Here is a 26764-nt window from a genome sequence, read left to right on the forward strand (position 1 = left end):
CCCTAAGCTTCCCTAGTAGATTGCCAATTCGCGCATGGCTTCTTTCACTTTATCTTTGCTCAGCATAAAAAACTTCTCCATCGGCGGACTGATCGGCATCGCCGGCACGTCCGGGCCGCAGCAGCGCATGATCGGCGCGTCCAGATCAAAAAGGCATTCCTCGGCAATGATCGCTGCCACCTCGGCGCCGACGCCTCCGGTTTTATTGTCCTCATGCACGATCAGCACTTTGCCTGTCTTGCGCACCGCTTCGATGATGCTGTCGCGGTCTAGCGGCTGCAGCGTGCGCAAATCGAGAATATGGGCGGTAATGCCTTCTTCCTTCTCCAACTCTTCCGCGGCTTGCATGCAGAAGTGAAGCGGCATGCTGTACCCGATGACCGTAATGTCGTCTCCTTCGCGGAGCAGGTTCGCTTTGCCGAGCGGTACGGTGTAATCTTCCAAAGGCACATCGCCTTTAATCATTTTGTAGCATTTTTTATTTTCGAAGAACAGGACCGGATCGGGATCCTGGATGGCTGCCTTCAGCAGTCCTTTCGCGTCGTAGGCGGTGAACGGAGCGACGATTTTCAGGCCCGGCGTTCCGAAAAAAATCGATTCCGGACATTGGGAATGGTACAGCCCGCCGAATATGCCTCCGCCGATCGGCGCCCGGACCACGATAGGACAGCTCCAGTCGTTGTTGGAGCGGTAGCGGATTTTGGCCGCTTCGCTAATGATTTGGTTCGTGGCCGGCAGCATAAAGTCGGAATACTGCATCTCCGCGATCGGCTTCATGCCGACCATCGCAGCTCCGATTGCCACGCCGGCAATGGCGGATTCCGCCAGCGGCGTATCCAGCACCCGGTCCTCGCCGAACTGCTCCATCAATCCTTTGGTGGTCGTAAACACGCCGCCTTTTACACCGACGTCCTCACCAAGAACGAATACCGATTCGTCTTTCTCCATTTCCTCTTTCATGGCGAGGCGAATCGCATCGATATATTCCATTACTGCCATGCCTTCTCCCCCTCTTTCGCATCGTCCGCATAGACATGCAGCAGCGTATCTTCAGGCTTCGGAAACGGCGCGTTGTCCGCGTATTCGGTCGCATCCTTGATTTCGAGCGCAATCTGCTGCAGCAGATCGGCTTCCTTCGCTTCGTCCCAAATGCCGCAGCCGATCAAATAGGCTTTAAATCGGGCGATCCCGTCTTTTTTCCAGTTCTCTTCGACTTCCTCTTTCGTGCGGTAAGCCAGGTCGTTGTCGGAGGTGGAGTGCGGCGACAGCCGGTACATCATGGCTTCGATCAGGGTCGGACCTTCGCCGCGCACCGCGCGCTCGCGCGCTTCCTTGACCGCTTTGTATACCGCAAGCGCGTCGTTCCCGTCAACGCGGAAGCCCGGAAATCCGTAACCAAGCGCCCGATCGCTTACTTTGCCGGCGAGCTGTTTGTGTTCGGGAATCGAAATCGCGTATTGATTGTTTTCGCACATGATGACGACAGGGAGCTTATGCACTCCCGCAAAATTGAGGCCTTCATGAAAATCCCCCTGGTTGCTGGATCCTTCGCCAAACGTGACGTAAGAAACGATATCCTGCTTTCTCATTTTGGCGGCAAGCGCAACGCCGACGGCATGGGGAACCTGGGTCGTGACCGGGCTGGAGCCCGTCACGATGCGCAGCCTCTTGCTGCCGAAGTGGCCGGGCATCTGGCGTCCACCGCTGTTCGGATCTTCCGCTTTCGCAAAAGACGACAGCATCAGTTCGCGCATGGTCATGCCGGCCGCCAAAACGAAACCGTAGTCGCGGTAATACGGCAGGAAATAGTCTCTTTCCCGATCCAATGCAAACGCCGCCGCTACCTGCGCGGCCTCCTGGCCAATGCCCGACACGTGGAAATTGATTTTGCCTGCGCGCTGCAGCAGCAAAATACGCTCGTCGAATTTGCGTGCGAGCAGCATATATCTGTACATATCGATCACTTGTCCGTTGCTGAGTCCAAGCTGCTCATGTTCATGCCCTGTTCCAACAGTACCTTGTTCACTCATGGTAGGTACCTCCTTATTAATAAAGGCTAAGCCAAGTTCTTAACCTGATATTAAAACCTGGTACTAAGACTTGGGTTAACCCTATTATAATCCGAACGGCCCCAAAAAGGAAATATTGTTTTCTAACTTTTTCTTTACAGCGGGAGGGGGGACGGCAACCCCCCGTTACATCCCGATGGACAATCCGTCCACGGCCAGCATCCCTTCGCCGATAATTTCGGAAAGCGTCGGGTGCGGGTAAACCAGCTGCCCCACTTCCCACGGCGTTGCGTCCAGCAGTTGGGCCAAAGCCGCTTCGCTGATCAGATCCGTGACATGGGCGCCGATCATTTGCACGCCAAGGATGTCGTTGCTATTAGCATCAGCCACAACCTTGATAAAACCTTCTTTGCTGCCGTGCACCAAAGCTTTGCCGATGGCCTGGAACGGAAATTTGCCAACCTTGACTTCCAGCCCTTTTCCGCGCGCCTCTTTCTCCGTCAAACCGACGCTTGCGACTTCCGGACGCGTATAAACGCACCGCGGAATCATATGCGGCTGAAGCGGATGAACGGCTTCGCCCGCGAGATGATTTACCGCCGCGATGCCCTCATGGCTGGCCGCATGGGCAAGCTGCATGCCTCCGATGACGTCTCCGATCGCGTAAATATGCGATTCCCCGGTTTGATAAAATTTGTTGACCTCAATAAAACCGCGCTCCACGCGCACGTCCGTATTTTCCAGTCCGATCTGTTCCACATTGGCCTGACGTCCGACGGAAACGAGCATACACGAAGCCGTCAACGTCTCGATTTGCTCTCCCGTGCGCATGTCGATGCTGACTTGCCCTTCTTTCGCTTGATATGTATCCGGCAGAACCGTGCTTCCCGTATGGATCGCAACCCCGCGTTTCGCCAAAAGCTTCTGCAGTTCGCGGGCGATGTCCCCGTCCTCGGCAGGCAATAGCTGATCGGCCGCTTCGACGATTGTGACGCGGACGCCGAAATCGCTGAGCATGGACGCCCATTCCACGCCAATGACGCCGCCGCCGACAATGATGATGGATTCCGGAAGTTCTTCCAGGATCAGCGCGTCGTCGCTCGTCAGAATGTAACGGCCGTCCGGCTCAAGTCCAGGGATCGTCCGCGGACGGGAACCCGTCGCGATGATCAAGTTCGTCGGCACGACCGTTTCCATTTCGCCATCCGCAAGCTCCACGGCAACCGCGCCGCTTTTCGGCGAAAAAATCGACGGTCCGATGACGCGCCCTTTCCCATGGATCACTTGGATTTTATTTTTGCGCATCAGGTACTGCACGCCTTGGTGAAGCTGCTCCACGATGCCCGTTTTCCGTTCCTGCACTTTGGAAAAGACAAGCGTCGCGCCGGCCGTTTCAATGCCGTAGCTTGCGCTGTCGCGAATTTCGGCGTAGACTTCCGCGCTCCGCAGCAGCGATTTGCTAGGGATGCATCCGCGGTGCAAGCAGGTGCCTCCCAGCTTGTCCGCCTCAATAATTACGACCTGCTTCCCGAGCTGAGCCGCCCGGATGGCCGCCACGTACCCGCCGGTTCCTCCGCCGAGCACCGCTACATCGCATGAAATTGTCATGTCCATCCCCCACATTTATCCATAAATTTTTCGTCTGACGTATTAACATATCGGGTCCCATTACGGGACTACCATTTATCTTTTATATTGTACTCTCTTTTTTCTCCATTACAAATAAACGTCCCGCGAAATGGACAGAAGTTAATGAAAACGGTATGATAAGGGTATGCAAAATCGAATGACAGAAAGGGATATTCCGCATGAAAATGGTCATTTCCCGTTTCATTGCCATTCTGATCCTCGTGATTCCGGGACTGATGGCGGTGACAGGATTTTTATTTATGAAAGACGCCGTGTTCGCGTTTTATTCGGTCCATGGGGATGCAAGCGTTGCCCATCCGACGTTCGAATGGGGGCATTTCCTGCTCGGCCTGCTGTTGTTTGCCGTCGGCATGACCTTTCTCGGCGGATGGATCTTATATCGGGACCGCAAACGAAATTATGTCGGACCGCGATTTAAGGAGAAACGCAAACCCAAGCCGCCTGCCCAACCCACTTCATGATCAAAAACAACGAAACCCCGTGATGCCTGAGCCGCAGCGGGGTTTTTTATGGTGCGATGTCTTCTTTGAAAGTGCATCGGTCAACATTTATCTTTTGTGTTTAGCTGTATTCAACAACATCGCCATCAGCTGCGGATTGAATTCCGGCTCGCTTGCGATGTATTCCAGTGCAATCTCTTCTTCCTCTTCCCTTTCCTTGTTGCCAAGCACCGGATATTCCGTGATCGGGTTGCTGGTTAAAATCACCTTCAGCTCGTTGCTGCGGTTGAAAATGACGGACTCGACCACGAAAAAACCGGAAAGCAGCCCCCCGATGACGGCGATCTGTTGGGGACTTAATGCCGTTTGCGCGGAAGTCCGCAGAGGCTTTTTTTTCGTTGGAGCTATGCCTTTTCGCAGCGAATTTTTTTTCGAACGCCCCAATTCATCACCCCCGCCAGTGTCTGGTCTCCCTTTTACAGCATATAACGGCGGGAAGGATTTGGTGTATCGTTCCGAATTTCCGGGCACGGATATGAATATTTAGGCAGTTTGAGGCAAAACCGATATTATTCGTATAATGCGTCCCGAAGCTTGCTCGACATTCGCGATTCCTTCGAGGAGCTTTTCAAAATCGTTTTTCGCAGCGCATGGTTTTGGCGAACGAGCTCGTTTAAATCTTTCAGCATTTCTTCTATCAGCCCGGCAGCTTCCGGAAGCTGCCCCAGCTCCTTCGACAACGCCGATACCCGCTCCCGATAGTCCTCCAACTTTTCTTTCATCTGGCATTCCTCCGCAATCGATTGATTTCATCCCTAACCTTACCACTTCCTTCGGTGAAAACGCCAGCCTTTGCAAATGTCTATAGCCACCCATAACCAATTATGGTACTCTATAAAGGCCGCTATTTTTCGTGATTTTTCATCTTTAATCGATGAAATACCTGGTTTCAAGCGGGAAAGGAGCATAAAGGTGAGTAAAGGACGGATTACCGTAATCACGGGCCCCATGTTTAGCGAGAAGTCCGGCGAACTCATCCGCAGATGCCAAAAACTGGTTCAGTACGGACGGAAGAAGCTGGTTGCCTATAAACCGGCGGAGGATCAGCGTTACGCAAAGGACGAAATCGTCAGCCGGATCGGCTATAGACTGCCGGCCATCTCGATTCCAAGGCATTTGACGGACGAGCTTGTCGCCCGGATTTATAAAGAAACGGAAGACGCCGATGTAGTTGCGTTCGATGAAGTGCAGTTTTTCAACAAACCGATACTGAGACTTGTCGAAGAGCTGGCATACCGCGGAAAACATGTCATTGTGGACGGATTGAATATGGATTACAGAGGCAAGGAATTCGGTTATATCGGAGGGTTGCTGGCCATGGCCGACGACATACAGCAGCTGACCGCGTTCTGCGCCGTTTGCGGCAGCCCCGAGGCTGTGTTCACCCAGCGCATCGTCAACGGCAAGCCGGCGCCGCTCGGTTCGATCATTCTGATCGGCGATTCCGACGATTACGAGCCGCGTTGTCGAAACTGCTTCGTGCCTCCTCATAAAGTGCAATGAAGCAGGGAAGCTCTTCGCTTTTGAGGAGCTTTTTTCTTGTTCAGCCCGTTTTTTCGCCCGGGACATTGGAACCGTTGCAAGAAAGTGGGGATTGACAGTAGTTGAGGTTAAGCGTAAACTCGACATTTGTGAATGGTTAACCAACATTTTTCCAAAAAAGGGGAGGACACAGACATGAAAAAAATCTTTTCTTTGATCGCCGTCGCGGCTCTTTCCGCAACGGTGCTGGCCGCATGCGGCAATAACAACGATTCCGGCTCCGGCAGCGCAAGCGATTCTTCGTCTTCGGCAAGCGGCGACGTGAAGGAAATTACCGTAAACGCCAAAAGCTTCGAATTTTCTCCGAACGAAATCAAAGTGAAAAAAGGCGACAAAGTAAAAATCACGTTGAAAAACACCGATGGCGCACACGGACTTGAAATTCCGGAATTTAAAGTCAACCTGCAAAAAGACGGTTCTGCCGAATTTACCGCAGACAAAGCGGGCACATTCGACTTCGACTGCTCCGTTATGTGCGGTGCCGGTCATGGCGATATGAAAGGCAAACTGATCGTTGAATAATGGTCAACACGAAAAAAACCACCTTTAGCGGTGGTTTTTTTCATTTTTAATCTTCCCAGACGTCGTCCATCAATGTTTTGATTTCCTTCGTGCGTTTTTTTGTTAAAGACGGATTCGGAATCCATTTGCCGCCGTTCCACTCCACCACGTCGCCGCGTTTGGCGGATGCATCCACTTTCAATTTGGACACGGCTTCCACGTTTCCGTCGATTTCGATTTTGCAAAATTCACCTTCAAAACCTTCGATGATACCGATCGTTCCTTTCATATGTCCCGCTACCTTTCCGTGGAAATATGAATCGTGGTGCCGTCGGACGCGACTTCGATCGTCCCCTGCTTGTCGTTTCGATAGATTTCGACCCCCTGCTTCTGCAAACGGCTTAAAATCGCGCTTTTGGGATGGCCATAGGTATTGCCTTCTCCCACTTGAATGACGGCATATTTCGGGTTTACCTTTTTCAAAAAGTTCAACGTCGTCGAAGAGTTGGAGCCGTGATGGCCGACAAGCAGCACGTCCGCCCGCAAATCCGCTCCCGAAGCGATCATGTCCTTCTCGCTTTCTTTTTCCGCATCGCCGGTCAGAAGAAAGGAGTTGTGTCCGTAGGTGACCTTCACCACCGCGCTCATATTGTTCGAATCGTCGTAGCTGCGGGTCGGCGCCAGCATGTCCACGTGCACCTGTTCGTCGAGATCCCAGGATATGCCCGCTTTTGCCGTTTTGACCTTCAGCCCTTTCTTTTTGATGGATGTCAGCAGCGATTCGAACGTTTTCGTATTGGACTGGACTTTCGGCATGTAAATGGTTTCCACCGGAATCTGGTCGACCACTTTGTCGAGTCCGCCGATGTGGTCGGCATCCGGATGCGTTCCGATCACGACGTCCAGCTTGGAAATACGATACTTCTTCATATAATCCAGCATGACCTGTTCCTTGTCGTTGTTGCCCGCGTCAATCAGCATCGTTTTGCCTGAAGGCGTCACCAACAGCTGGGAAGCTCCTTGTCCGACATCCAAAAAATAAACCTTCAGCTTTTGCCCGTCCGTCGAAACCGAAGCGCCGGTATCCGGCAAGCCGACGGAGCATCCCGCGGATACGAGCAAAAAAATGCCGGCCAACATGGAAATGATTGCGTATGTAATTCTGGATGTTTTCATATAATTCCTTTCATGCCTTTAGGAGCCGTATTCCGGATACAGTTCGAAGCTTGCTTTGCCCGCCTGGAGCGTGCCGTTTGTGAACCTATAGGTCATCGTCAGATCGCCCACGAACTCCGCAGGCGAGATTTGCACCGCAGCCGTGGCGGTTAACGAGCCGTTGTCCACCGCATACTGCATGAAACTCCCGATTTGCGGACGCTCATTCAAATGATCCCGATCCGACAGCAAAGATGTATACGGCACATGGTAGCGCTGCCCTTGGACGTTCACGTCAAGCCCTTGAGCCGAAAAACTCCCGCCGAACTGCTTCGAAAACGCCGCATTGGCATCTTCAACCGGTATGATGTTACCTTCTGAATTATACACAACAACGTCAGACTGGTAAACTCCGGTACCGTAACCCGTGGTCAGAATGACGACGATTTCCTTCGTTCCATCCCCGTTTAGATCTGCCAGGATGATTTCGGGCGCATAGGTCGGATTCGTCACATTGTAACCGGGCATGCTGCGTTTAAACGCCGATGTTTCTATCATTAAATGGTCAAAAATATCTTCATTCGTCTCGGTTCCTGTAATATGTACGGACTTATCGTCGGATTCGGCAATCATGTCTTCGGTGGAGGGATGAGCCGAAACGGTCCGCTTATGCCCGATGTCCGCGCTTTCACGGCCCGAAATATCGGCCGGATCCGGTACATGATTCACTCCCCCGCCCTCCGCGAGTACTGCCTGATCATTGGCCGTGAACGCCGCCGCGGCGCTTGAATCCTTTTTTATTGCATTGTCTTTCGCAAAGGCCAATATTGAAGTCGCAGAACATATGGCGAAAACTGCGGCTGCCGCAATGATCCATTTTTTGCTCGTCAACGTGAAGCTCCTCTCTTTGGTTGCACAGCTTCATTGCAATGCCAGCATCTTACTTTCATATTATGTCTTTTTGAGGAGCTTGACCAGCCAAAAATTTGTAACCTTTGAATCACCTAAGGCATGCGCACCTGTGAAAATAGTCTTATTGTTGTTCTTCGTTTGGCGCCAAACTGCTCCGGATGGCTTCGAAATCAACCGGCTTGTAATCCCAATGCTCGACGCAGGCGTTGAAGTAATGCTTGCCTTCGTATTTTTGGCCGTGAATATGGCCGTGAACGTTGACATAAGGCATATGTTTGTTCATGTACATCGGTTCATGCGACAGAAGATAAAACCCTCCGTAAATAATCGGATATTCGCTGACCTCTTCAAACCCGGCATCAAGCCACCATGCCTTGCTGCGTCCGCGGTCATGGTTGCCCAAAACGAGAAACTTTTTGCCGTGAAGGCGCTGGACGATCGCTTTTGTTTTCTCTTTGTTGTAAAAAGAAAAATCGCCAAGATGAAATACCTTGTCCTCATTACTGACGACGGCATTCCACTGATTGATCATATATTCATCCATTTCTTCCGCGGTAGCAAAAGGCCTCGATTCGAAATCGATAATTTTTTGATGGCCAAAATGATGGTCCGAAATGACAAAAACGCGGCTCATGCTTGATCCCTCCTGATTCATTTCTTTACATAACATAGTTTTACCAGAAATATGCACAAACTGCCAATTAAACTAATGAAGCCGCCATACATTGGCGGCATCGTTTACGGATCGTGCGGCAGCAGCGGTTTGACATCATAAACGCCATCTCAAGTTAAGAACGCTCAGCCTAATAAGGTGGTTCTCAGGCCGAGCGTTTCTTTGTTTTATCGCCGATTAGCTTCTAATTTTTTCAGTATTTCTCTGCAATCGCCCCCAAAACCACGGCGCGGACGTAACTTTTGCCTTGTAAAGCCCGCAAGGTTTCCGGACTGCCCGTCACGACAACGCCGATAGGATGCACGTCGTCTTTTGCAGGCTCTTTTTTGGCGCCTCTTAATTGATTGAAAATTTGCGTGTATTCCCAATCATAGTTTCCGTTCTGCTTTAATCCTTCATTAACGTATTCGATAAATTTGCCTTCGTCATTTTCTCGAGTGTCCTCCGGATCGGCATAGGCCGCAAAGCCATATACGTTAGGACTGATGAGAGGCAGGGCCGGCGGGCCGTTCATAAATTTGATATATTCGGGCGTGTACGTATCTACCCAGAACCAACGGGCATGTACGCCGGAAGGGAGCATATCGCGGATTTCGTTTGCCGTGTAGGCATGATCGAGCGAAATGGCCATCTCCACCTTTTTCCCGGAATCGATCTGGTCCAGCTTGTTCAACTCGTTTAACAGATCGGGATAATGTACTTCCGGGTGAAAAAACATCAGTTCTCTCTGTCCGTTCATGACGTTATAAGGTCTTGCCATATTCAGTTTTTCCATATCCGGATCTTTCACGTTCAAAGGAGAATGTCCGCCAACAAATGGCCCATATTGGCCAAAAACGTTGTAATGAATTTTTTCCTCGTCCCACGGCAGCGGAATGCCTTCGATGATTTTATAAGTTCGATAGATCGCCGTTCCTCCCAACACGCTGTCAAGTGATTGGCTTTCGCCAAGAAGAACATTGGGAGACGAAATCAATTGATAATGGTAGAGATCCGAGAGTGCTTTATTCGCGCTGCGTGATAAAAGCATTTTGTCCGCAATGAGCAGCCCGACAATTACAACCATCGCACTCAAGACGGAAATGATAATATTTCGCAGCATCGACTTCCTTTTCGTTTTTTTCAAAAGATTTCGAAAATGCTGCACATTGTCCTGTTCCACAGCCTCAGAATAATCATTGCTCATCTTGTCGTTCTCCTTCATACATTTTTTTGAACATGTTTCGGGCCCGGTATAAATCGGTTTTGACCCGCTCGGTTTTTACGTTCAACAACCTGCTGATTTCGTCGTAGCTCAAACCCAAATCGTACTTCAGGATAAGCATCTGTTTGTACTTTTGCGGAATCCTGTTCAACAATTCCTTTACCCCCAGGCTTTTTTCCTTTTGCAAATAATGATCTTCCGGTGATGACTCATTCACGAATGATAAAAGCTCGATCGGTGCCGTTTTTCCTCGCCGGGTTTCCTTCCTGTACAGGTCATAATATTTATGCGTAGCGACTTTAAAAAGCCAGGACATGAACTTTGCCGGTTTGATGGAATCGATATGCGTTATGCCTTTGAGCAATGTGTCCTGCACGATTTCCTCCGCATCCGAAGGGTTTGCACCGATCCGCACCAAATAGTGTTTAATGACTTTGCCTCTGTGAAGCAGTTGTCTTATCAACTCGTCATCGATTATGATCCGCTCCTTTCCATTCTAATAACGATATGAAGCGGGGTTATGTATACAGGATCCTGAAAAATATAAAACGACCGTACGTCTACGCAGCTCGTCAAAGTTGATTTTAGGTTGAGATGACGCCCAAGGAAATTCTTCAGCATTCTATCACGATCAAGCAACCCCCGATATGTCATCAACTTCACCGGCATCTACGCCCACAATGGTAGGGGTCGCATCCAATCGAACAGTCTTATGGACAAATTGACATTTTTACTAGATCCACCGACCGCTTCATGCTACAAAAAACACAAAAAGACGCCCTTCCAAGAAGTCAGGCGTCTCTTTTAAATCTAAAATATAAGATTTCCGTAAAAAAATGGTATCCTCTTCTTTAGGTATCCTTTCAGCTCACCTTATGCTCGATCCGCAGTTTGTCGGCCACCATCGCGATGAATTCGCTGTTCGTCGGCTTGGACTTGCTGATATTGATCGTGTAGCCGAACAGATGGCTGATGGAGTCGATGTTGCCGCGCGTCCAGGCAACCTCAATTGCATGGCGAATGGCGCGTTCCACGCGGGAAGGCGTCGTTTTGAACTTTTCGGCGATGGCCGGATAAAGCGTTTTGGTGATGGCGCCCAAAATTTCGATGTTGTTGTACACCATTGTGATGGCTTCGCGCAAATATTGATATCCTTTAATATGCGCAGGCACGCCGATTTCATGTATGATGGACGTAATGTTCGCATCCAAATTTTTGCCTTTGGCCATCGGAACGACATTGGATTTGATGGTCGATGCCATGCTTACGTTGCCTGCCGTGACGCTTTGACCGCCGACAAGCTGACGAATGCGGCTCGCGAGCACCTCCATGTCAAACGGTTTAAGGATATAATACGATGCTCCAAGCTGCACGGCCCGCTGTGTGATGTTCTCTTGGCCGAAAGCAGTCAGCATAATGATCTTCGGCTGTGGAGACAAATTCATTTCACGCAAACGTTCTAGAACACCCAAGCCGTCCAGATGAGGCATGATAATATCCAATATGAGTACGTCCGGAATTTTCCGCGAATCACTGATCATATTCAGCACTTCCTCGCCATTATAAGCGATTCCAGTTACCATCATATCTTCTTGCTCCGTAATGTATTCCGCAAGCAAATTGGTGAATTCACGGTTGTCATCTGCCAACAAAACCTCGATTTTTTGCACTGGCTGCTTCCTCCTTAGAATCAATATCCAATTTTTTTTGTCTGAAATAGTTTTCGACATTGCCGATCAAATTCCTTCTGTCGAAAATTATTTTTGTTTATTTTTTTTTGGATTTGATTTATAATAAATATTTTTATTCAAAATCCACGCATTTTCTGCCAAAAACGACAAAAAATCTTAAGGCTAACTCGCCTTAAGATTCGTTGCATTCCTTTGAGGTATGACGCCGGAATCCTGCAGCATCCATTCGATGAAGCAGCCGTATCCCGACTTTGGATCATTGACGAACACGTGGGTTACCGCCCCGATCAGCTTTCCGTTCTGCACGATTGGGCTTCCGCTCATCCCCTGCACAATGCCGCCCGTTTTTTCGATAAGCCTTGGATCGGTGATGCGGATAACCAAACCTTTTGTGGCCGGTGTGTCCTGTTTTGCGACATGGACGATGTTCACCTTGAATTTTTCGACCTGCTGCCCGTCGACGACGGTTAAAATTTCGGCTGGCCCTTCTTTAACGTCCTGCGCAAATCCTACGGGTATACCTTCTTTATAAAGACTGTATTCGGGATTTTTGCTCATTTTTCCGAAAATGCCGAAATGCGTATTGCGTTCGATGTTCCCTAAAATTTTGCCATCCTTCAAAAAATGAGCTCTTTTTTCCCCCGGTTCCCCGTCTTGCGATTTGGAAATCGAGGTCACGCTGGACTGCAGGATTTGCCCGCTGCCAACCGTAATCGGCGTCTGCGTGTTCATATCGGTAATAACATGGCCCAATGCGCCGTAAACCCCTTGATCGGGAGCATAAAAAGTTAACGTGCCGACCCCCGCTGCGGAATCGCGGATATAAAGACCAAGCCTCCATTTTTGCTCGCTTTGGTCATACGCCGGGGTTAATTTCGTTTTCATGACCTTGTTCCCGCGCTTAAACGTAATCTCGAGAGGTTTTTTGCTGTTTCCCGCTTCCTCGACGACTTGAGCGACCTTGGAGATGTCTTTGAGCGGTTCGCCGTTAAAATGCGTCATCAAATCGCCGAGCTGAATTCCGGCATTCTCGCCTGGGGATTCTCTTGTTGTCGGATCCACGTGCACCAGATGATGCCCCACCACCAAAATGCCTGCCGACTTGACCTTTACGCCGATCGTTTGACCGCCGGGGATCACTTTGAGACCGGGTATGACGTGGACATTCACGGTTTTAAGCGGAATTTTGCCAAACAGCTTGAATGTTAATTTGGCGCTGCCGCTTTGTTGGGGCATCAGCTGAAGCGGATGCTGCGGAGAAACCTTAAGCGATGAAGAAGCGGATCCATTCAGGTGCAGCACTTCGGGACGATCCACCGTCGCTTGCGCCGCCACCGGCATCGCCAGTTGAATGGAGTTCGTGTCGCCGGCAAACATCCTAATCTCGCTGGGAATTGATGCAAAACTCTTGACAGGTGCGGTGGTGCTGAAAAAACACAGAAAGAAGACAATGAAAAGACCGAGCATTTTATTCCTGAGGCTGGAGTTCAATGGCTGTCACGCTCCCTTTTGCTTCTTTCGCTTGACGAAAAGGTGGTCGCCAATTGCGTACCTTTAAGATTACCCTGCCCCAAGGCTTTTATTACTGTCAATCATTACGCTGGTGCGGTTTTGACGGCTTTCCGCTCCTCCGCCAGCTTCAACATTTCTTGGGCATGGTGGAGCGTTTTTTCGGTAATTTCGACGCCGCCGAGCATGCGCGCAAGCTCTTCCACCCGACCCTGATCGGAAAGCTCCTCGACACGCGTCATCGTCCGTTCGCCTTCGATATGTTTTTCGATCAAATATTGATGATCCGCCATGCAGGCCACTTGCGGCAAATGCGTAATGGAAAATACCTGGCAGTTTTCTGCGAGCTTATCCAGTTTTTCGGCAATCGATTGGGCCGCCCTTCCGCTGACCCCCGTGTCCACTTCGTCAAAAATAAGCACCGGAATGCGGTCATGCCTGGCGAAAATGCTTTTCATGGCAAGCATCATCCGGGAAAGCTCGCCGCCGGAAGCGATTTTGCTCAGCGGGCGCAGCGGCTCGCCGGGGTTCGGGGAAATCATGAATTCGGCGGTATCGATTCCTTGCCGGGTCAATTTGATTTTCCGACCGTCCACTTCGGCTCCTTTCGGATCTTCGATCCGGTCAAAACGAACCTCCAGCGAAGTCCGCTCCATGTGAAGATCCTTCAGCTCCTTTTCAACCTGGCCGGCCAAGTCTGCGGCGCACATTTTGCGAGCCTCGCTGAGCTCCTGCGCAGCTTCGAGCAAGTCCGCAAGCAATTCGTCGCGGCGAGTTTTCAGCTGCTCCAAACGTTCATCCTTGTTTTCGAGCGCATTGGTTTCCTGCAATATATTGTTGTAATACGCGAGAATTTCATCGACGCTTTCCCCGTACTTTCGGCGCAAGGAAGCGATCAGATCCAATCTTTCTTCGACCTCGTCGAGGCGTTCCGGATTGAATTCGATGTCATCCCGGTAATTTCTGAGCTGAAAAGCAACATCCTCCAGCTGGTAATACGCCGATTGAAGCTGCTCCAAAATAGGTTTCAGTTCTTTTTCGTCATACTGTGCCACGTCTTCAAGACGGGTTACGGCCGTACTGATCGCTCCCAGTCCCTTTTCGCCGAAAACCAGGTCGTAAGCGCCCGAAACCGAATCCATCATTTTCTCGCTATGGGATAGCTTGACCCGTTCTTCCGTCAACCATTCATCCTCGCCGGATTTTAAGGAAGCGGCCGAAATTTCCTCCAGCTGAAAACGGTACAGATCCAGCATCTGGTACGTTTTCTGGCTGTTCAGCATCAGCTCTTTGTATTCCTTTTCGACGGCCGAAAAGGCTGCATACTGCTCCTGATACTTCCGCTTCACGGGACCGATGACGGCTTCGCCGTAAGTATCGAGAAGATGCAAGTGGCGATCGGACCGCATCAGGTTCTGATGCTCGTGCTGGCCGTGGATATTAATCAGCTGCTCCCCGATTTCCCGAAGCATCGTCAAGTTGACAAGCTGTCCGTTGATCCGGGCGGTGCTTTTTCCCTGCTGGTTCACCTCCCGGCGAATGATCAAGTGTTCCTCGGGATCGGCCTGAACGCCCATCTGCGCAAGCGACTCCCATACGGGATGATTGGGCTGAAGCTCGAAGCTGGCTTCAATTTCGGCTTTGTCGCAGCCGTACCGGATCAGTTCGGCCGAGCCCCGGCCGCCCGCAATCAAGCCCAGCGCATCGATAACAATCGATTTCCCTGCGCCCGTCTCCCCTGAAAGAACATGAAAACCCGCATGAAAAGATACGTCGACCGCTTCGATGACGGCCAAATTCCGAATGCTTAATGTCAGCAGCATGGATTAAAACACCCCCAAAATATTCCCCGAATCGCCTTACGAAATATAGCTCATGATCAACTCGACCAAGCTTTTGCTGTCCTCGTTGGTGCGGCAAATCATCAATATCGTGTCGTCGCCGCAAATGGTGCCCATGATCTGGTTCCATTCCATATTGTCGAGAAGGACTGCGATCGCATTCGCCGTGCCCGGCAAACATTTCATGACGACCAAATTGTTGGTGTAGTCGATATGGACGAAATTGTCCACGAGCGCCCGCTTCAGCTTTTGGATCGGATTGTAGCGCTGGTCCGTCGGGAGCGAATATTTGTATCTTCCGTCGTCCATCGGCACCTTGATCAAAAGCAGTTCCTTGATATCCCGCGATACCGTCGCCTGGGTCACTTGAAAACCTGCGGCCCGCAGCGCTTCGACCAGCTCGTCCTGGGTTTCGATGTCCTGTTGTGTAATGATTTCTCGGATCTTGATATGTCGTTGTCCTTTCATACATACCTCCTGGTAAATTGCTTCTATTTATTCATCATATCCATAAGCGTCCTCTTCATCCCAGTCAAAATGGATGCAGGCAACCTCGTCGTTGTCCACGTCTACGTACAACACGCCGCCGCAGCCCGGATAAAGCAGAAAATAAGGCAGCAGACGGTCCCGGATCGCACTTCCCGTCCAATCCATCGGCAGCCGGCTCCGGGCCACCTTGACCAGGTAAAGCACGTTCTCATCGTTTCTTGCAATAAAGTCGATAAACAATCGGCTGTGAAAATCTTCCCCGTCGACGTCAAACACCAATGGGATTTTGATCTTCCCGCCGAGCACCTCGTATCCCGCCTTCTCCAGCAAATCCACCGCCGGATGTTCGGGAATGTTCTCGTTTATGGGCATATCCGGCACGCGGACCGGCAGCGGCCTGAACAACCACGTTCTCAGCCCGTATGCGATCCAAACCAAAAGCAGCAATCCGATAAGAAGCATGACGAGCCAGTCCGCCCGTTCCTCCATTTCGATCACCTCAATGGTTCTATTCGCGGCAACCGGATGCAATTCCTTTAAAACATGCGTGCGAACCGCATAAATAATCAATTTCAAGTCCATTATATACCAAACATACGTTCTTCTCAATTTGCTTTTTCATAAAAAATCCGGGAACGAAAAGAAACCCATCACTTGGATGAGTTTCCCGTAAACGTGTTCGCGGCTTGTCCGACGATGTCATGAACGAGGGGCTGAAGCTCTGCTTCAAACTCTTCGGCCGACCTTGATTCCGCAAGGGCTTCCCGATCCGGCAAATGCCAGTGAGCCAAAAATTCGATGTTCCCTTCTCCCCCGGTAATCGGGGAATAGGTCAGTTCTTTCAATTCGAAACCGAGCTCATGGGCAAAGGTTAAAATGTTCATCAGCACTTCGCGGTGAACGGCGGGCTCGCGGACGACGCCCGATTTGCCTACCTTCTCCCTCCCGGCTTCAAACTGGGGTTTGATGAGCGCAGCGACGTCGCCCGGACGCTTGAGCAGCGCTTTTAACGGCGGCAAAATGATGCGCAGCGATATAAAGGACACATCGATGCTCGCAAAATCCGGCGCCGGCCCCTTCAAATCATCCGGCGTCATGTAACGGAAATTCGTTTTTTCCATTACGCAGACGCGATCGTCGTTGCGCAGGGACCAGTCGAGCTGGTTCGAACCGACGTCAATCGCATAGACGTATGCCGCGCCGTGCTGAAGGGCGCAATCCGTAAACCCGCCGGTGGAAGAACCGATATCCAGCATCACCCGGCCCTCCATGTCGAGTCCGAACGTCCGAATGGCTTTTTCGAGCTTTAATCCTCCGCGGCTTACATAAGGATGAACAGCTCCTTTAATGCGGATGACCGTATCCCTTGGAACCTTCATGCCCGCTTTTTCGATGCGTTCCTCGTTGGCAAGCACCAAGCCGGCCATAATGGCGGCTTTGGCTTTTTCGCGGCTGTCGTAAAATCCCTGCTCCACCAGCAGGACGTCAATCCGTTCTTTTGGCGAATTCATGCTTTTCTCCTGACTGTCTTCCGTCTATGAAGTATACCCGGTTTTGCCCATGCCGAAGGAATGCAAAGCCATCAGCTTCTTGACCTCGGCGCATACGCCTTCGACGGTCAATCCGGTTTCCTGGCGTTGTTCTTTGACGCTTCCATGTTCGATGAAGCGATCAGGGACTCCCATCAGAGATACCCTTGTGTCAAAAATATGCTTGGAAGCGTAAAATTCGAGAACGGCGCTGCCCAGGCTGCCCTTTTCGCTTGCTTCTTCCAGCACGATCATATTTGTATTGCTGTTGGCCAGCTCGATCAGCATATCTTCATCAAGCGGCTTAAGGAAACGCGCGTTGACGACGCGAAGCTGAATTCCTTCCCGCTTCAGCTGCTCGGCAGCCTCCAAAGCGACTTGAACCATCGGACCTGAGGCCAGCACGGCGTAACCTTCGCCTTCCCGGACCGTTTCCCAGGTACCGATCGGAATCGGCACCAGCTTCTCGTCAAGCGGAACGCCGAGCCCGTTAATGCGCGGGTAGCGGTAAGCGATCGGACCGTCGTCGTAATCGAGCGCCGTTTTCATCATATGCCGAAGTTCGTTTTCATCTTTCGGCATCATCAGCACGATATTTGGAATGTGCCGCAAAAACGCGACGTCGAACACGCCTTGATGCGTCTCGCCGTCCGCTCCGACGAATCCGGCCCGGTCGATGGCGAACATGACGTTGGCGTTTTGACGGCAAATGTCATGGACGATTTGGTCGTACGCGCGCTGCATGAACGTCGAATAAACGGCGAACACCGGCTTCATTCCTTCCATGGCGAGCGCGGCGCACATCGTAGCCGCATGCTGTTCGGCGATCCCGACGTCGATCATTCGGCTCGGGAATTTTTCGCTGAATTCGATCAGCCCGGAGCCTTTCGGCATCGCCGGGGTTACCGCGACGATCCGAGGATCCTTTTCGCCCAGCTCGATCAGCGTTTTGCCGAAGACGTCGGTGTACATCGGGTGACCGACGGATTTCAGCTCTTTGCCGGATTCGATTTTGTACGGTGAAATGCCGTGCCATTTATGGGAATCGGCTTCTGCAGGCTGGTAACCTTTGCCCTTCGTCGTCAACACGTGTACAAACACCGGTCCGCGCACGTTGTCGGCTTGTTTGAACGTTTCGATCAGCTTCTGAAGATCGTGCCCGTCGACCGGCCCGAGGTACGTCAATCCCAGCTCTTCGAACAGAACGCCCGGCACCATCATGTATTTCAGGCTTTCTTTCAGGCGGGAGCCCGTTTTCGCCAGCATGCTGCCGATGGCCGGAATTTTTTTGAGCAGCATTTCAAGCTCGTCTTTTGCACGCAAATAATGGCGGTCGGAGCGGATTTTGCTCAAGTAATTGTGCATGGCTCCGACATTCGGAGCGATGGACATCTCGTTGTCGTTCAGCACGACCATCAAATCCTTCTGCTCATGGCCGATATGGTTCAATGCCTCGAAAGCCATGCCGCCCGTCAAAGCCCCGTCCCCGATGACGGCGATAACCTTGTTCTTCTCGCCCTTAAAATCGCGGGCAAGCGCCATGCCCATCGCCGCGGACAACGAGGTGCTGCTGTGCCCGGCTTCCCATACGTCGTGCTCGCTTTCGTTGCGTTTTACGAACCCGCATAATCCTTTGTATTTGCGAAGCGTGTCAAACTGGTCCATTCGCCCGGTCAACATTTTATGGACGTAAGCCTGATGGCCGACGTCGAAAATGAATTTGTCACGTGGACTGTCGTAGCAGTAATGCAGGGCCAGCGTGAGCTCCACCACTCCCAGGTTTGAAGCCAGATGCCCTCCCGTTACCGACAGCTTTTCGATCAGAAATCGGCGGATTTCATCCGCAAGAAGGTCCAGTTCTTCAACCGATAGAGATTTGATTTGTTCTGGCTGATTAATATGTGGAAGCAGCACGCCAATCTCCCCGCTTTCCTCTATAGAATAAAATCAATTCTTCAAGTCCGGCTTCCATGCATAAAGCCTCTTTTCAATATATATGTTTAGCGCTTTCCTGGCGGAAGGCGATTCTTTTCGTCATTATATCACAAAACATGCTGCAATCCTAAAAGATTGCGGTTCAATGATCCCGGTTCATCAGATAGTCGGCGGCTTCCAGCAGGCGCGACGGATCGGGGAATCCGGCTCCAAGCACCGCCTCCTTCGCTTCGGCCGTAAGCCTTTCGACTTCGCTCCGGGAAGCGTCGAGCCCGATAAAATAGGGATATGTTACCTTTTCCTGCTTCATGTCGCTTTTCGTTTTTTTTCCGAGCTTTGCTTCGTCGCCGACGATATCGAGAATGTCGTCCTGGATTTGGAACGCCAGGCCAAGCTTTTGCCCAAACGCGCGCAGCGCCTCCAGCTGGGCTTCTTCCGCCCCGGCAATCCGTCCTCCGGCAAGCAGCGAAAACGTAATCAGGTCGCTTGTTTTATGGAGATGGATATATTCGAGCTGGGACAATTCCGTCAATCCCTGCTCCCCTTCCATATCGGCCGCCTGGCCGCCGACCATGCCTTTCGGTCCTGCCATCTCCGACAAATCCATCGTCATTTGAACCACCCGTTCGGCCGGAACGCCGTGAAGGGGAGCCAAACGGCCCACCAAATAAAAGGCATGGGTAAGGAGCCCGTCGCCAGCCAAAATGGCCGTCGCTTCCCCGAATACCTTATGGTTCGTCAGTTTGCCCCGCCGGTAATCGTCATTATCCATGGCAGGCAGGTCGTCATGGATCAAGGAGTAGGTATGTACCATCTCTACCGCGCACGCTGCATCAAGCGCCGCATCCGTATTGCCCTCCAGCGCTTCGCAGGCGGCGATCACAAGCAACGGCCGCATCCGTTTTCCGCCGGCCATCAATGAGTAAAGCATCGCCTCCCGGAGCGAGGACGGAATCCGCCACGCTGCCGGAAGGCTCTCCTCCAGTCTGTTCGTGACCCGCTCGATGATGTTTTGATGATATTCCCTGAAGGAGATGCGGTTACTCAAGCGCGTCACCGCCATCCGGATCAAGCGGACTGCCGAAAGGCTTTTTGCGCAATTCGCCGTTTTCTTCCACGATCATTTCGATTTTCCGTTCCACTTGCTCCAGCTTCTGGCTGCAAAGCTGCGATAGTTTCATTCCCTGCTGGAACAACTCGATCGCTTTTTCCAAAGGCACGTCCCCGTGCTCGAGCTCTCCGACGATGTCCTCGAGCTGAACCATGGCATCTTCGAATTTCAATTCATTTTCCTTTTCCGTCAATTTGCCCATCCTCCTTCATTCCCCATACCTGGCATGAAAGTTGACCGTCGCTTACTTTGATCTGGACCACATCCCCAGGCTGTACGTCGTTAATCGATTTGATGAGATGCTGCTCCCGCTCGTCGTATACGAGGCTGTAACCCCTGGCCATCACTTTGAGCGGGCTTAAAGCGTCAAGATGGCGAACCGACTCCCGAAGCTGCGATTGTTTGTTTTTCAGGACGGATTGCATGAGCGCCACCAGCTGCTTGCGGCCGATCTCGCTCCGCTGTTTGGCATAGGACAGCTGCTCTTGCGGATGGAACCGCATCAGGCTGTGATGGATACGCATCCTCTTTTCCTTGCTCTGATTCACCTTCGCGCGCATGCTTGCGTTCAAACGCATGTTCAGCATGTCGAGGCGTTCGGCATGCTGAAGCAAATACCTCCGGGGATGCATAAGCGCCGGCGATCGCTGCAGCGAAGCAAGCTGCTGACGGCTGCGCTTGACCCGGTCAAGCAGCAAACCTCTGAGCAGCCGCTCAAGCTGCCTCAAACGCTCGTTCAGCTCGGCGGCATGGGGAACCGCCAGCTCGGCGGCCGCGGTCGGCGTCGCCGCCCTCAGATCGGCCGCAAAGTCGGCGATCGTAAAATCCGTTTCATGGCCTACGGCGGAGATGACAGGAATGTTGGACTCGCGGATCGCCCGCGCCACCGGCTCCTCGTTAAACGCCCACAATTCCTCCAGCGAACCGCCGCCGCGGCCGACGATCAGCACGTCCGCCTCGTCCATGCCGTTCATGTCGCGGATGGCGCGCACGATCGAAGCAGCCGCGCCTTTCCCCTGTACCAGGACCGGATACAAAACCACCCTTGCTTGAGGATAACGCCGGCCGAGCGTAATCATAATATCCCGCACTGCCGCGCCCGTCGGCGAAGTAATGACGCCGATCGTTTCCGGAAATTCGGGAATCGGCCGCTTGCGTTCGGCGGCAAACAAGCCTTCCTCCTCCAGCTTTTGTTTCAGCTGCTCAAACGCCAAATACAAGCTGCCGATGCCGTCCGGCTGCATATGCGTCGCGTAAAACTGGTATTGCCCGTCCCGTTCGTACACCGTTACGTTGCCTCGGGCAATAACCTTGGCGCCCTCCTTCGGCTTGAACGGCAGCCGCTGGTTGTGGGAAGCAAACATGATGGCGCGAATCCGGCTCCCCTCATCCTTCAAGGTGAAATACATGTGCCCGCTCGAATGATGCGTGAAGTTCGATATTTCGCCCCGAATCCATACATCCGACAATAGCCGGTCCGAATCGAGTTTCATCCGGATATACCGGTTCAAATCCTTGATCGATAAAATACGCTGCGGTTCCATCGCAGAACCCCTCTCTTACGAAAGCCCGTGATGACGTTTCGCCGCAATGAGCGTATTTTGCATCAACATCGTAATGGTCATCGGTCCGACGCCTCCGGGCACGGGCGTAATCGGGCCGCACACTTCCTTCACGCTGTCAAAATCGACGTCCCCCGCCAGCTTGCCGTTCTCCAGCCGGTTCATGCCGACGTCGATCACGACTGCGCCGGGTTTGACGTAGCTCGCATCGATGAAATTCGCCCGGCCGATCGCGACGACAAGCACATCCGCCTGGCGGGCGATCTCGGCCATGTTTTCCGTGCGGGAATGGCACATCGTGACGGTTGCGTTTTCCCGCTGAAGGAGAAGGGATACCGGTTTGCCGACGATGTTGCTCCGGCCGATGACGACGGCATGTTTTCCGGACAACGAAATCCCCGCCCGTTTGATCAATTCGATGACCCCTGCCGGCGTGCATGGGAGCAGGCTGTCGTCGCCGATGACGAGGTTCCCGACATTGACCGGATGGAATCCGTCGACGTCTTTGCCGACGGCAATCGCATTGATGACCGCCTTCTCGTCGATATGTCCCGGCAGAGGCAGCTGGACCAATATGCCGTCGATCGCTTCCTTGCGGTTCAGCTCATCGACCAAAGCAAGCAGCTGCGCTTGCGATGTTTCGGCGGGCAGGCGGTGAACCTCGGAGTAAAACCCTAAATCATGGCATGCTTTTTCCTTGTTGCGGACGTACACCTGGGACGCCGGATCCTCCCCGACCAACACGACCGCAAGTCCCGGAACGACGCCTTTGGCCGCCAATTCCTTCACTTCGCCGGCAATCCGGCCGCGAATGTCTTCGGATACCTGTTTACCGCTAATAATGGTTGCCGTCATTCTACTCTCTCCCCCGTATTTGGATTATCTATGGACAAGTAGGCCAGCCTCCGACAAACAAAAAGCCGGGGCTTACGAAAGTCCGTTTTTCAGCTTGTCCACTTCGCGAATCATGTTCCCCAGAACGCCGTTAACGAATTTGCCCGATTCTTCGGTCCCAAAATGCTTGGACAGCTCGATCGCTTCGTTGACCGCAACCTTGGCCGGAACGTCGTCCGAGTAAAGCAGCTCGTAAGCGGCCAAACGCAAAATTTGGCGGTCGACCCGCGACAGGCGGCTGATCTGCCAGCCCTTCAAATAATTTTCCAGCAAGCCGTCGATGGCTTGCTTATGGCTCCAAATGCCGTTGACCAGATCCAGCACGTACGCTTTTAATTCGATCTCGTTGGTAATGACGCGTTCCGTATCGTTTTCCTCGGCGGCTTCGTCCAGCAGCATGTTGACCGCTTCTTCGCTGCCTACCTCGTTCATTTCCATTTGATACAGACTTTGCACGACGATTTCCCTTGCCAAACGTCTTTTCATTATGTTCCTCCTGAACCTGTCATGTGTAGCTCTTACATATATTATGGGTTACTGTATAAGGATTGTTGCAATTTGTTTTGCGCATAGGTTTTCTTCCGCAAAAAACCGCGATACCTTTCACCAGAAAATGGGCATTATGCAGCTGCAGCTCTTTTTTCCGGAGAAAGCATATCACGGTTCATTTAAAAGGGCGCCAGCGCTCGGAAAGCCATTTCCTGATCTCGTCCCAGCGAAAAAAAGACTCTACATGCAAGTCTTTCCGCTTGCCGGCCGTATATCCTATAAACACAACCAATGCAAAGAACAACATATCCCAAAATCCCGCAATCAAGTAAATCAAACCAAAAAAGATGCCGCCGGCGATGCCGGTAATCCGTCCTCTGTGACTCTCCCATATTTCCTTCCAGAATGCCATGGAAGATCACCTCTATTCCACTCTGCTCTTCACGGTCGTCGACTGGGCGACGTTCGCGATATATACGGCCACGTTCGACACCGGAATGCCCGTCGTTTCCTGAAGATAGTCATGAACCTGCTTCTGAATGTCCGTCGTCATGGACGGAATCGAAACGTCGCCTTCCACGACGGCCCGGATCATGATCTCAAGCCCGGCCTCGGTTACGCGGATCCGCGCCTTCAAATCTTTGGCCCCGCGGATGCGCGCTGCCGCCTTAAGGCACAAATTCTCGATCGTTTCGACCGAAATTTGAATGTCGCCGTATTCGGTACGCTGGTCGATCGAAGGGATCTGCGAACGATCGCGCCGGATCGAAATATAGAAAAAACGGACGCTCAGCAAAAACAAGACGGCCGCGATGACCAGCAGCGTTATTTGCAGCGTAGCCGCATCGAGATATTCTCCCAAGCCTGGCACCAAATCGCTTAACCGGAGGATGGCAAATACGCTTATGATTCCGATGCTCAAGCTGTAAATAAAGAGCAAAAATCTATCCAGTATTTTAGCCACGAACAGCGCAGCCTCCTTAAATTAGAGTAAACCCTCGACAATTGTCGGGGGTTACGTGCAGGGAATGAACCCGGGGCTCATTCTCCCCCGGCTCATTCCTTCAGTTCATTGTTATTTCACGCGCTGCTGCGTCAAATCGATGTCTTCCGTTCTTTCGGCGCTTTTGAAGTGAACGTCATGGATATGCACGTTGACTTCAACCACGTTCAGGCCGGTCATCATTTCGATCGATCTTTTGACGTTGCGCTGAATTTCGGTCGCCACTTGCGGAAGCCGGTTCCCGTATTCAATAATGACGGAGACGTCCACCGCCGCTTCGCGCTGGCCGACTTCAACCTTGACGCCTTTGGACAGGTTTTTGCGGCCAAGCAGTTCGGCGATGCCTCCGGCAAACCCGCCGCTCATGCCGGCCACGCCTTTAACCTCTACCGTCGCCAGGCCCGCGATCACTTCGATCACTTCGGGCGCGATCTGTATTTCGCCGATTTCCGTGCGTTCAAACTCATTCGGTTCCGTGCTCATTCTGGCTTAACACACCTTTCAGATAAGATGGATAAGAAGCACACCTTGGAGGACGCTGCACAATCACTCATAATATATCATTTACGGCGGATCGTGACAAACGTTCCGGGCGGCTTATATCTCGTTTTCCTCTAAAAATTTGATATCGAAATCGCCTTTGTTGAAGGTCGGATGTTCCAAAAGCTTCAGATGGAAAGGAATCGTCGTATGGATGCCTTCAACGGCAAACTCGGACAACGCCCGTTTCATCTTGGCAATCGCCTCTTCGCGCGTCGGAGCCCATACGATCAGCTTGGCGATCATCGAATCATAAAACGGAGGAATGGAATAACCCTGATAGGCGGCGCTGTCCACCCGTACGCCCGGACCTCCCGGAGGCAGATAAAACTGGATTTTCCCCGGCGCAGGCATGAAGTTGCGATCCGGATCCTCGGCGTTGATGCGGCATTCGATGGAGCTGCCGCTGATGACGACGTCGTCTTGGGCGAACGAAAGCGGGTTGCCTTCGGCGACCGAAATCATTTCCTTGATCAAATCGATGCCCGTAACCATCTCCGTTACCGGATGCTCAACCTGAATGCGCGTATTCATTTCCATAAAGTAAAATTGCCCGTCCGGTCCGAGCAGGAATTCCAACGTGCCGGCCCCGGAATAGTTTACGGCTTTGGCTGCGCGCACCGCCGCTTGGCCCATGCGCTCCCGGACTTCCGGAGAAAGCACCGGGCACGGGGATTCTTCGACGAGCTTTTGTCTGCGGCGCTGCACGGAGCAGTCGCGTTCGCCCAGATGCACGGCATTGCCGTGATTGTCGGCCATGATCTGGATTTCGACGTGCTTCATGCCGGTCAGAAATTTTTCTAGATAAACGCCAGCATTGCCGAAAGCTTTTTGCGCTTCCTGCTGGGCTGCCGTAATTTGCTTAACTAGTGCTTCTTCGTCTTCCGCGATGCGGATGCCTTTGCCTCCGCCTCCCGCGGTTGCCTTGATGATGAGCGGATAACCGATGTCTCTGCCGATCATGACGGCTTCTTCGATGTTTTCCACCAAACCGTCCGAGCCGGGAATGACCGGCACGCCGGCCGCTTTCATCGTCTGCTTCGCGACCGATTTGTCGCCCATCTTGTTGATGGCGTCCGCGGACGGACCGATAAACGTGATGTTGCAGGATTCGCATATTTCGGCGAAGTCGGCGTTTTCGGCCAGAAAACCGTAGCCGGGATGAATCGCGTCGCATTCCGTGGACGTCGCGACGCTCATAATGTTCGTGATGTTCAAATAGCTGTCTTTGGACAACGTCGGCCCGATGCAATAAGCTTCGTCCGCCAAACGGACATGGAGCGCATCCTTGTCCGCTTCGGAATAGACCGCAACCGTCGAAATGCCCAGCTCCCGGCAAGCCCGGATGATACGGACGGCGATTTCGCCGCGGTTGGCAATCAGGATTTTATGGAATTTCATGCAGGTAACCTCCCTTTCGAAATGCGGCGTTATTCCGTTTTCACCAGAAACAGAGGTTGTCCGTATTCAACCAATTGTCCGTTTTCCACAAGGATTTCGACGATTTCGCCTTTCACTTCGGCTTCCAGCTCGTTCATCAGCTTCATCGCTTCAAGGATGCACACGGTCGTTTTTTCGTTCACCTTGTCGCCGACGTTAACGAACGGCCCTGCTTCCGGAGACGGGGATCTGTAGAAGGTGCCGACCATCGGGGACACGATCTTATGTAAGTTGGGATCGGCCGCTTTCGTTTCGGCGGCAGGCTGTTGGGCTGTTTCGGCAGCCGCCTGCAGGTTTTGGATTTGCGGAGCCGCTTGCTGGGGAACCTGAACGTATTGCGCTGGCACGGACGGCGCCGCAACAACCTCGGTTTTGTTCGCCTTGCGGATCGTCAGGTGGGTTCCTTCCAATTCGATATCCAGTTCATGCACGGAGGTCTGATCGACCAATTGTATCAACTCTTTAATCTCGCTTAACTTCAACATGTACAATTCACTCCTTCAAGGGAAGCTGCAAAGCGCTTCCGGACATACATACACATAACGATAAGTATTATATCATAAACAAGCAAAATGGAAAGAGTCC

General features: G+C 52.1%; 31 protein-coding genes. 3 read left to right on the top strand and 28 right to left on the bottom strand.

From position 1 onward, the window contains the following. Nucleotides 1–12: 12 nt before the first annotated feature. From RJP21_RS03515 to lpdA, 3 genes are all read right to left on the bottom strand, one after another. A complete protein-coding gene (locus RJP21_RS03515; RefSeq protein WP_310858143.1) occupies nt 13–999 on the bottom strand; it encodes an alpha-ketoacid dehydrogenase subunit beta in 987 nt (328 codons plus the stop codon). Further along, the gene (locus RJP21_RS03520) at nt 990–2030 is read right to left on the bottom strand and encodes a thiamine pyrophosphate-dependent dehydrogenase E1 component subunit alpha (RefSeq protein WP_310858144.1); all 1041 of its coding nucleotides are present in this window, start codon (nt 2028–2030) and stop codon (nt 990–992) included. The genes RJP21_RS03515 and RJP21_RS03520 overlap by 10 nt, the downstream gene beginning before the upstream one ends. 165 nt (nt 2031–2195) lie before the next feature. After that, complete coding sequence (gene lpdA / locus RJP21_RS03525; RefSeq protein WP_310858145.1) at nt 2196–3617, bottom strand: dihydrolipoyl dehydrogenase; 1422 nt, start codon at nt 3615–3617, stop codon at nt 2196–2198. A 200-nt stretch (nt 3618–3817) separates the two neighbouring features. On the opposite strand from lpdA, the gene RJP21_RS03530 reads away from it, so the two are divergent. Next, nucleotides 3818–4120, top strand: coding sequence for a DUF2627 domain-containing protein (locus tag RJP21_RS03530; RefSeq protein WP_160041128.1), 303 nt, complete (start codon nt 3818–3820; stop codon nt 4118–4120). Nucleotides 4121–4207: 87 nt separating this feature from the next. Here RJP21_RS03530 and RJP21_RS03535 read toward each other — a convergent pair whose 3' ends face one another. Continuing rightward, nucleotides 4208–4543, bottom strand: coding sequence for a hypothetical protein (locus RJP21_RS03535; protein ID WP_310858146.1), 336 nt, complete (start codon nt 4541–4543; stop codon nt 4208–4210). A gap of 125 nt (nt 4544–4668) precedes the next feature. Beyond that, nucleotides 4669–4881 (bottom strand): hypothetical protein, encoded by a 213-nt coding sequence (locus RJP21_RS03540; RefSeq protein ID WP_310858147.1) that lies wholly within the window; start codon nt 4879–4881, stop codon nt 4669–4671. A 190-nt stretch (nt 4882–5071) separates the two neighbouring features. On the opposite strand from RJP21_RS03540, the gene RJP21_RS03545 reads away from it, so the two are divergent. Next, nucleotides 5072–5662, top strand: a complete 591-nt coding sequence (locus RJP21_RS03545; protein ID WP_310858148.1) for a thymidine kinase — start codon at nt 5072–5074, stop codon at nt 5660–5662. A gap of 174 nt (nt 5663–5836) precedes the next feature. Further along, entirely contained in the window at nt 5837–6223 is a 387-nt protein-coding gene (locus RJP21_RS03550; RefSeq protein ID WP_310858149.1) for a cupredoxin domain-containing protein, read from the top strand. A 46-nt stretch (nt 6224–6269) separates the two neighbouring features. On the opposite strand, the gene RJP21_RS03555 is transcribed toward RJP21_RS03550, so the two are convergent. The 23 genes from RJP21_RS03555 to accB form a co-directional block, all read right to left on the bottom strand. Next, entirely contained in the window at nt 6270–6491 is a 222-nt protein-coding gene (locus RJP21_RS03555) for a DUF3006 domain-containing protein (protein ID WP_310858150.1), read from the bottom strand. A gap of 8 nt (nt 6492–6499) precedes the next feature. After that, complete coding sequence (locus RJP21_RS03560) at nt 6500–7378, bottom strand: ComEC/Rec2 family competence protein (protein ID WP_160041116.1); 879 nt, start codon at nt 7376–7378, stop codon at nt 6500–6502. 18 nt (nt 7379–7396) lie between these two features. Further along, nucleotides 7397–8248: a hypothetical protein gene (locus RJP21_RS03565; RefSeq protein ID WP_310858151.1), complete on the bottom strand. Its 852-nt coding sequence runs from the start codon at nt 8246–8248 to the stop codon at nt 7397–7399. A gap of 142 nt (nt 8249–8390) precedes the next feature. Next, the gene (locus RJP21_RS03570) at nt 8391–8903 is read right to left on the bottom strand and encodes a metallophosphoesterase (protein WP_310858152.1); all 513 of its coding nucleotides are present in this window, start codon (nt 8901–8903) and stop codon (nt 8391–8393) included. A 232-nt stretch (nt 8904–9135) separates the two neighbouring features. Continuing rightward, complete coding sequence (locus RJP21_RS03575) at nt 9136–10128, bottom strand: anti sigma factor C-terminal domain-containing protein (protein ID WP_310858153.1); 993 nt, start codon at nt 10126–10128, stop codon at nt 9136–9138. After that, nucleotides 10118–10609, bottom strand: a complete 492-nt coding sequence (locus RJP21_RS03580; RefSeq protein ID WP_310858154.1) for an RNA polymerase sigma factor — start codon at nt 10607–10609, stop codon at nt 10118–10120. Before RJP21_RS03580 ends, RJP21_RS03575 begins: the two co-directional genes overlap by 11 nt. 400 nt (nt 10610–11009) lie before the next feature. Beyond that, nucleotides 11010–11816 (bottom strand): sporulation transcription factor Spo0A, encoded by an 807-nt coding sequence (gene spo0A, locus RJP21_RS03585; RefSeq protein WP_160041084.1) that lies wholly within the window; start codon nt 11814–11816, stop codon nt 11010–11012. A 183-nt stretch (nt 11817–11999) separates the two neighbouring features. Beyond that, on the bottom strand, nt 12000–13328 hold the full coding sequence (gene spoIVB, locus RJP21_RS03590; RefSeq protein ID WP_310858155.1) for a SpoIVB peptidase: 1329 nt from the start codon (nt 13326–13328) through the stop codon (nt 12000–12002). A 104-nt stretch (nt 13329–13432) separates the two neighbouring features. Then, complete coding sequence (gene recN / locus RJP21_RS03595; RefSeq protein WP_160041080.1) at nt 13433–15169, bottom strand: DNA repair protein RecN; 1737 nt, start codon at nt 15167–15169, stop codon at nt 13433–13435. A 36-nt stretch (nt 15170–15205) separates the two neighbouring features. Further along, on the bottom strand, nt 15206–15655 hold the full coding sequence (ahrC, locus tag RJP21_RS03600) for a transcriptional regulator AhrC/ArgR (RefSeq protein ID WP_160041078.1): 450 nt from the start codon (nt 15653–15655) through the stop codon (nt 15206–15208). A 27-nt stretch (nt 15656–15682) separates the two neighbouring features. After that, nucleotides 15683–16252, bottom strand: coding sequence for a hypothetical protein (locus RJP21_RS03605; RefSeq protein ID WP_310858156.1), 570 nt, complete (start codon nt 16250–16252; stop codon nt 15683–15685). 74 nt (nt 16253–16326) lie between these two features. After that, nucleotides 16327–17187, bottom strand: a complete 861-nt coding sequence (locus RJP21_RS03610) for a TlyA family RNA methyltransferase (RefSeq protein ID WP_310858157.1) — start codon at nt 17185–17187, stop codon at nt 16327–16329. A gap of 24 nt (nt 17188–17211) precedes the next feature. Continuing rightward, entirely contained in the window at nt 17212–19119 is a 1908-nt protein-coding gene (dxs, locus tag RJP21_RS03615; protein ID WP_160041074.1) for a 1-deoxy-D-xylulose-5-phosphate synthase, read from the bottom strand. 163 nt (nt 19120–19282) lie between these two features. Further along, on the bottom strand, nt 19283–20203 hold the full coding sequence (locus RJP21_RS03620; protein WP_310858158.1) for a polyprenyl synthetase family protein: 921 nt from the start codon (nt 20201–20203) through the stop codon (nt 19283–19285). Beyond that, nucleotides 20181–20444: an exodeoxyribonuclease VII small subunit gene (xseB, locus tag RJP21_RS03625; protein WP_310858159.1), complete on the bottom strand. Its 264-nt coding sequence runs from the start codon at nt 20442–20444 to the stop codon at nt 20181–20183. Before xseB ends, RJP21_RS03620 begins: the two co-directional genes overlap by 23 nt. Next, nucleotides 20425–21795, bottom strand: coding sequence for an exodeoxyribonuclease VII large subunit (xseA, locus tag RJP21_RS03630; protein WP_310858160.1), 1371 nt, complete (start codon nt 21793–21795; stop codon nt 20425–20427). Before xseA ends, xseB begins: the two co-directional genes overlap by 20 nt. Before the next feature lie 15 nt (nt 21796–21810). Then, nucleotides 21811–22668 (bottom strand): bifunctional methylenetetrahydrofolate dehydrogenase/methenyltetrahydrofolate cyclohydrolase FolD, encoded by an 858-nt coding sequence (gene folD, locus RJP21_RS03635; protein ID WP_310858161.1) that lies wholly within the window; start codon nt 22666–22668, stop codon nt 21811–21813. A gap of 72 nt (nt 22669–22740) precedes the next feature. Then, the gene (nusB, locus tag RJP21_RS03640; protein ID WP_160041066.1) at nt 22741–23193 is read right to left on the bottom strand and encodes a transcription antitermination factor NusB; all 453 of its coding nucleotides are present in this window, start codon (nt 23191–23193) and stop codon (nt 22741–22743) included. Nucleotides 23194–23371: 178 nt separating this feature from the next. Further along, a complete protein-coding gene (locus tag RJP21_RS03645; protein ID WP_160041064.1) occupies nt 23372–23608 on the bottom strand; it encodes a DUF2273 domain-containing protein in 237 nt (78 codons plus the stop codon). Nucleotides 23609–23620: 12 nt separating this feature from the next. Beyond that, nucleotides 23621–24160, bottom strand: coding sequence for an alkaline shock response membrane anchor protein AmaP (gene amaP, locus RJP21_RS03650; RefSeq protein ID WP_310858162.1), 540 nt, complete (start codon nt 24158–24160; stop codon nt 23621–23623). Between the two features lie 111 nt (nt 24161–24271). Next, on the bottom strand, nt 24272–24682 hold the full coding sequence (locus tag RJP21_RS03655; RefSeq protein WP_160041060.1) for an Asp23/Gls24 family envelope stress response protein: 411 nt from the start codon (nt 24680–24682) through the stop codon (nt 24272–24274). A 114-nt stretch (nt 24683–24796) separates the two neighbouring features. Continuing rightward, complete coding sequence (gene accC, locus RJP21_RS03660) at nt 24797–26140, bottom strand: acetyl-CoA carboxylase biotin carboxylase subunit (RefSeq protein ID WP_310858163.1); 1344 nt, start codon at nt 26138–26140, stop codon at nt 24797–24799. Nucleotides 26141–26169: 29 nt separating this feature from the next. Next, a complete protein-coding gene (accB, locus tag RJP21_RS03665) occupies nt 26170–26664 on the bottom strand; it encodes an acetyl-CoA carboxylase biotin carboxyl carrier protein (protein ID WP_160041056.1) in 495 nt (164 codons plus the stop codon). Between the last annotated feature and the right edge of the window lie 100 nt (nt 26665–26764).

Origin of the sequence: Paenibacillus sp. VCA1 (genome assembly GCF_031583795.1) — a bacterium.
Classification (GTDB): domain Bacteria; phylum Bacillota; class Bacilli; order Paenibacillales; family Paenibacillaceae; genus Paenibacillus_AQ; species Paenibacillus_AQ albilobatus.

What these genes read in the sequence shown, in the direction of transcription:
- RJP21_RS03515 (WP_310858143.1), bottom strand. Translation starts at nt 999, where the DNA reads ATGGCAGTAATGGAATATATCGATGCGATTCGCCTCGCCATGAAAGAG.
- RJP21_RS03520 (WP_310858144.1), bottom strand. Translation starts at nt 2,030, where the DNA reads ATGAGTGAACAAGGTACTGTTGGAACAGGGCATGAACATGAGCAGCTT.
- lpdA (WP_310858145.1), bottom strand. Translation starts at nt 3,617, where the DNA reads ATGACAATTTCATGCGATGTAGCGGTGCTCGGCGGAGGAACCGGCGGG.
- RJP21_RS03530 (WP_160041128.1), top strand. Translation starts at nt 3,818, where the DNA reads ATGAAAATGGTCATTTCCCGTTTCATTGCCATTCTGATCCTCGTGATT.
- RJP21_RS03540 (WP_310858147.1), bottom strand. Translation starts at nt 4,881, where the DNA reads ATGAAAGAAAAGTTGGAGGACTATCGGGAGCGGGTATCGGCGTTGTCG.
- RJP21_RS03550 (WP_310858149.1), top strand. Translation starts at nt 5,837, where the DNA reads ATGAAAAAAATCTTTTCTTTGATCGCCGTCGCGGCTCTTTCCGCAACG.
- RJP21_RS03555 (WP_310858150.1), bottom strand. Translation starts at nt 6,491, where the DNA reads ATGAAAGGAACGATCGGTATCATCGAAGGTTTTGAAGGTGAATTTTGC.
- RJP21_RS03560 (WP_160041116.1), bottom strand. Translation starts at nt 7,378, where the DNA reads ATGAAAACATCCAGAATTACATACGCAATCATTTCCATGTTGGCCGGC.
- RJP21_RS03570 (WP_310858152.1), bottom strand. Translation starts at nt 8,903, where the DNA reads ATGAGCCGCGTTTTTGTCATTTCGGACCATCATTTTGGCCATCAAAAA.
- RJP21_RS03575 (WP_310858153.1), bottom strand. Translation starts at nt 10,128, where the DNA reads ATGAGCAATGATTATTCTGAGGCTGTGGAACAGGACAATGTGCAGCAT.
- recN (WP_160041080.1), bottom strand. Translation starts at nt 15,169, where the DNA reads ATGCTGCTGACATTAAGCATTCGGAATTTGGCCGTCATCGAAGCGGTC.
- ahrC (WP_160041078.1), bottom strand. Translation starts at nt 15,655, where the DNA reads ATGAAAGGACAACGACATATCAAGATCCGAGAAATCATTACACAACAG.
- RJP21_RS03610 (WP_310858157.1), bottom strand. Translation starts at nt 17,187, where the DNA reads ATGAATTCGCCAAAAGAACGGATTGACGTCCTGCTGGTGGAGCAGGGA.
- RJP21_RS03620 (WP_310858158.1), bottom strand. Translation starts at nt 20,203, where the DNA reads ATGGCGGTGACGCGCTTGAGTAACCGCATCTCCTTCAGGGAATATCAT.
- xseA (WP_310858160.1), bottom strand. Translation starts at nt 21,795, where the DNA reads ATGGAACCGCAGCGTATTTTATCGATCAAGGATTTGAACCGGTATATC.
- folD (WP_310858161.1), bottom strand. Translation starts at nt 22,668, where the DNA reads ATGACGGCAACCATTATTAGCGGTAAACAGGTATCCGAAGACATTCGC.
- nusB (WP_160041066.1), bottom strand. Translation starts at nt 23,193, where the DNA reads ATGAAAAGACGTTTGGCAAGGGAAATCGTCGTGCAAAGTCTGTATCAA.
- RJP21_RS03645 (WP_160041064.1), bottom strand. Translation starts at nt 23,608, where the DNA reads ATGGCATTCTGGAAGGAAATATGGGAGAGTCACAGAGGACGGATTACC.
- RJP21_RS03655 (WP_160041060.1), bottom strand. Translation starts at nt 24,682, where the DNA reads ATGAGCACGGAACCGAATGAGTTTGAACGCACGGAAATCGGCGAAATA.
- accC (WP_310858163.1), bottom strand. Translation starts at nt 26,140, where the DNA reads ATGAAATTCCATAAAATCCTGATTGCCAACCGCGGCGAAATCGCCGTC.
- accB (WP_160041056.1), bottom strand. Translation starts at nt 26,664, where the DNA reads ATGTTGAAGTTAAGCGAGATTAAAGAGTTGATACAATTGGTCGATCAG.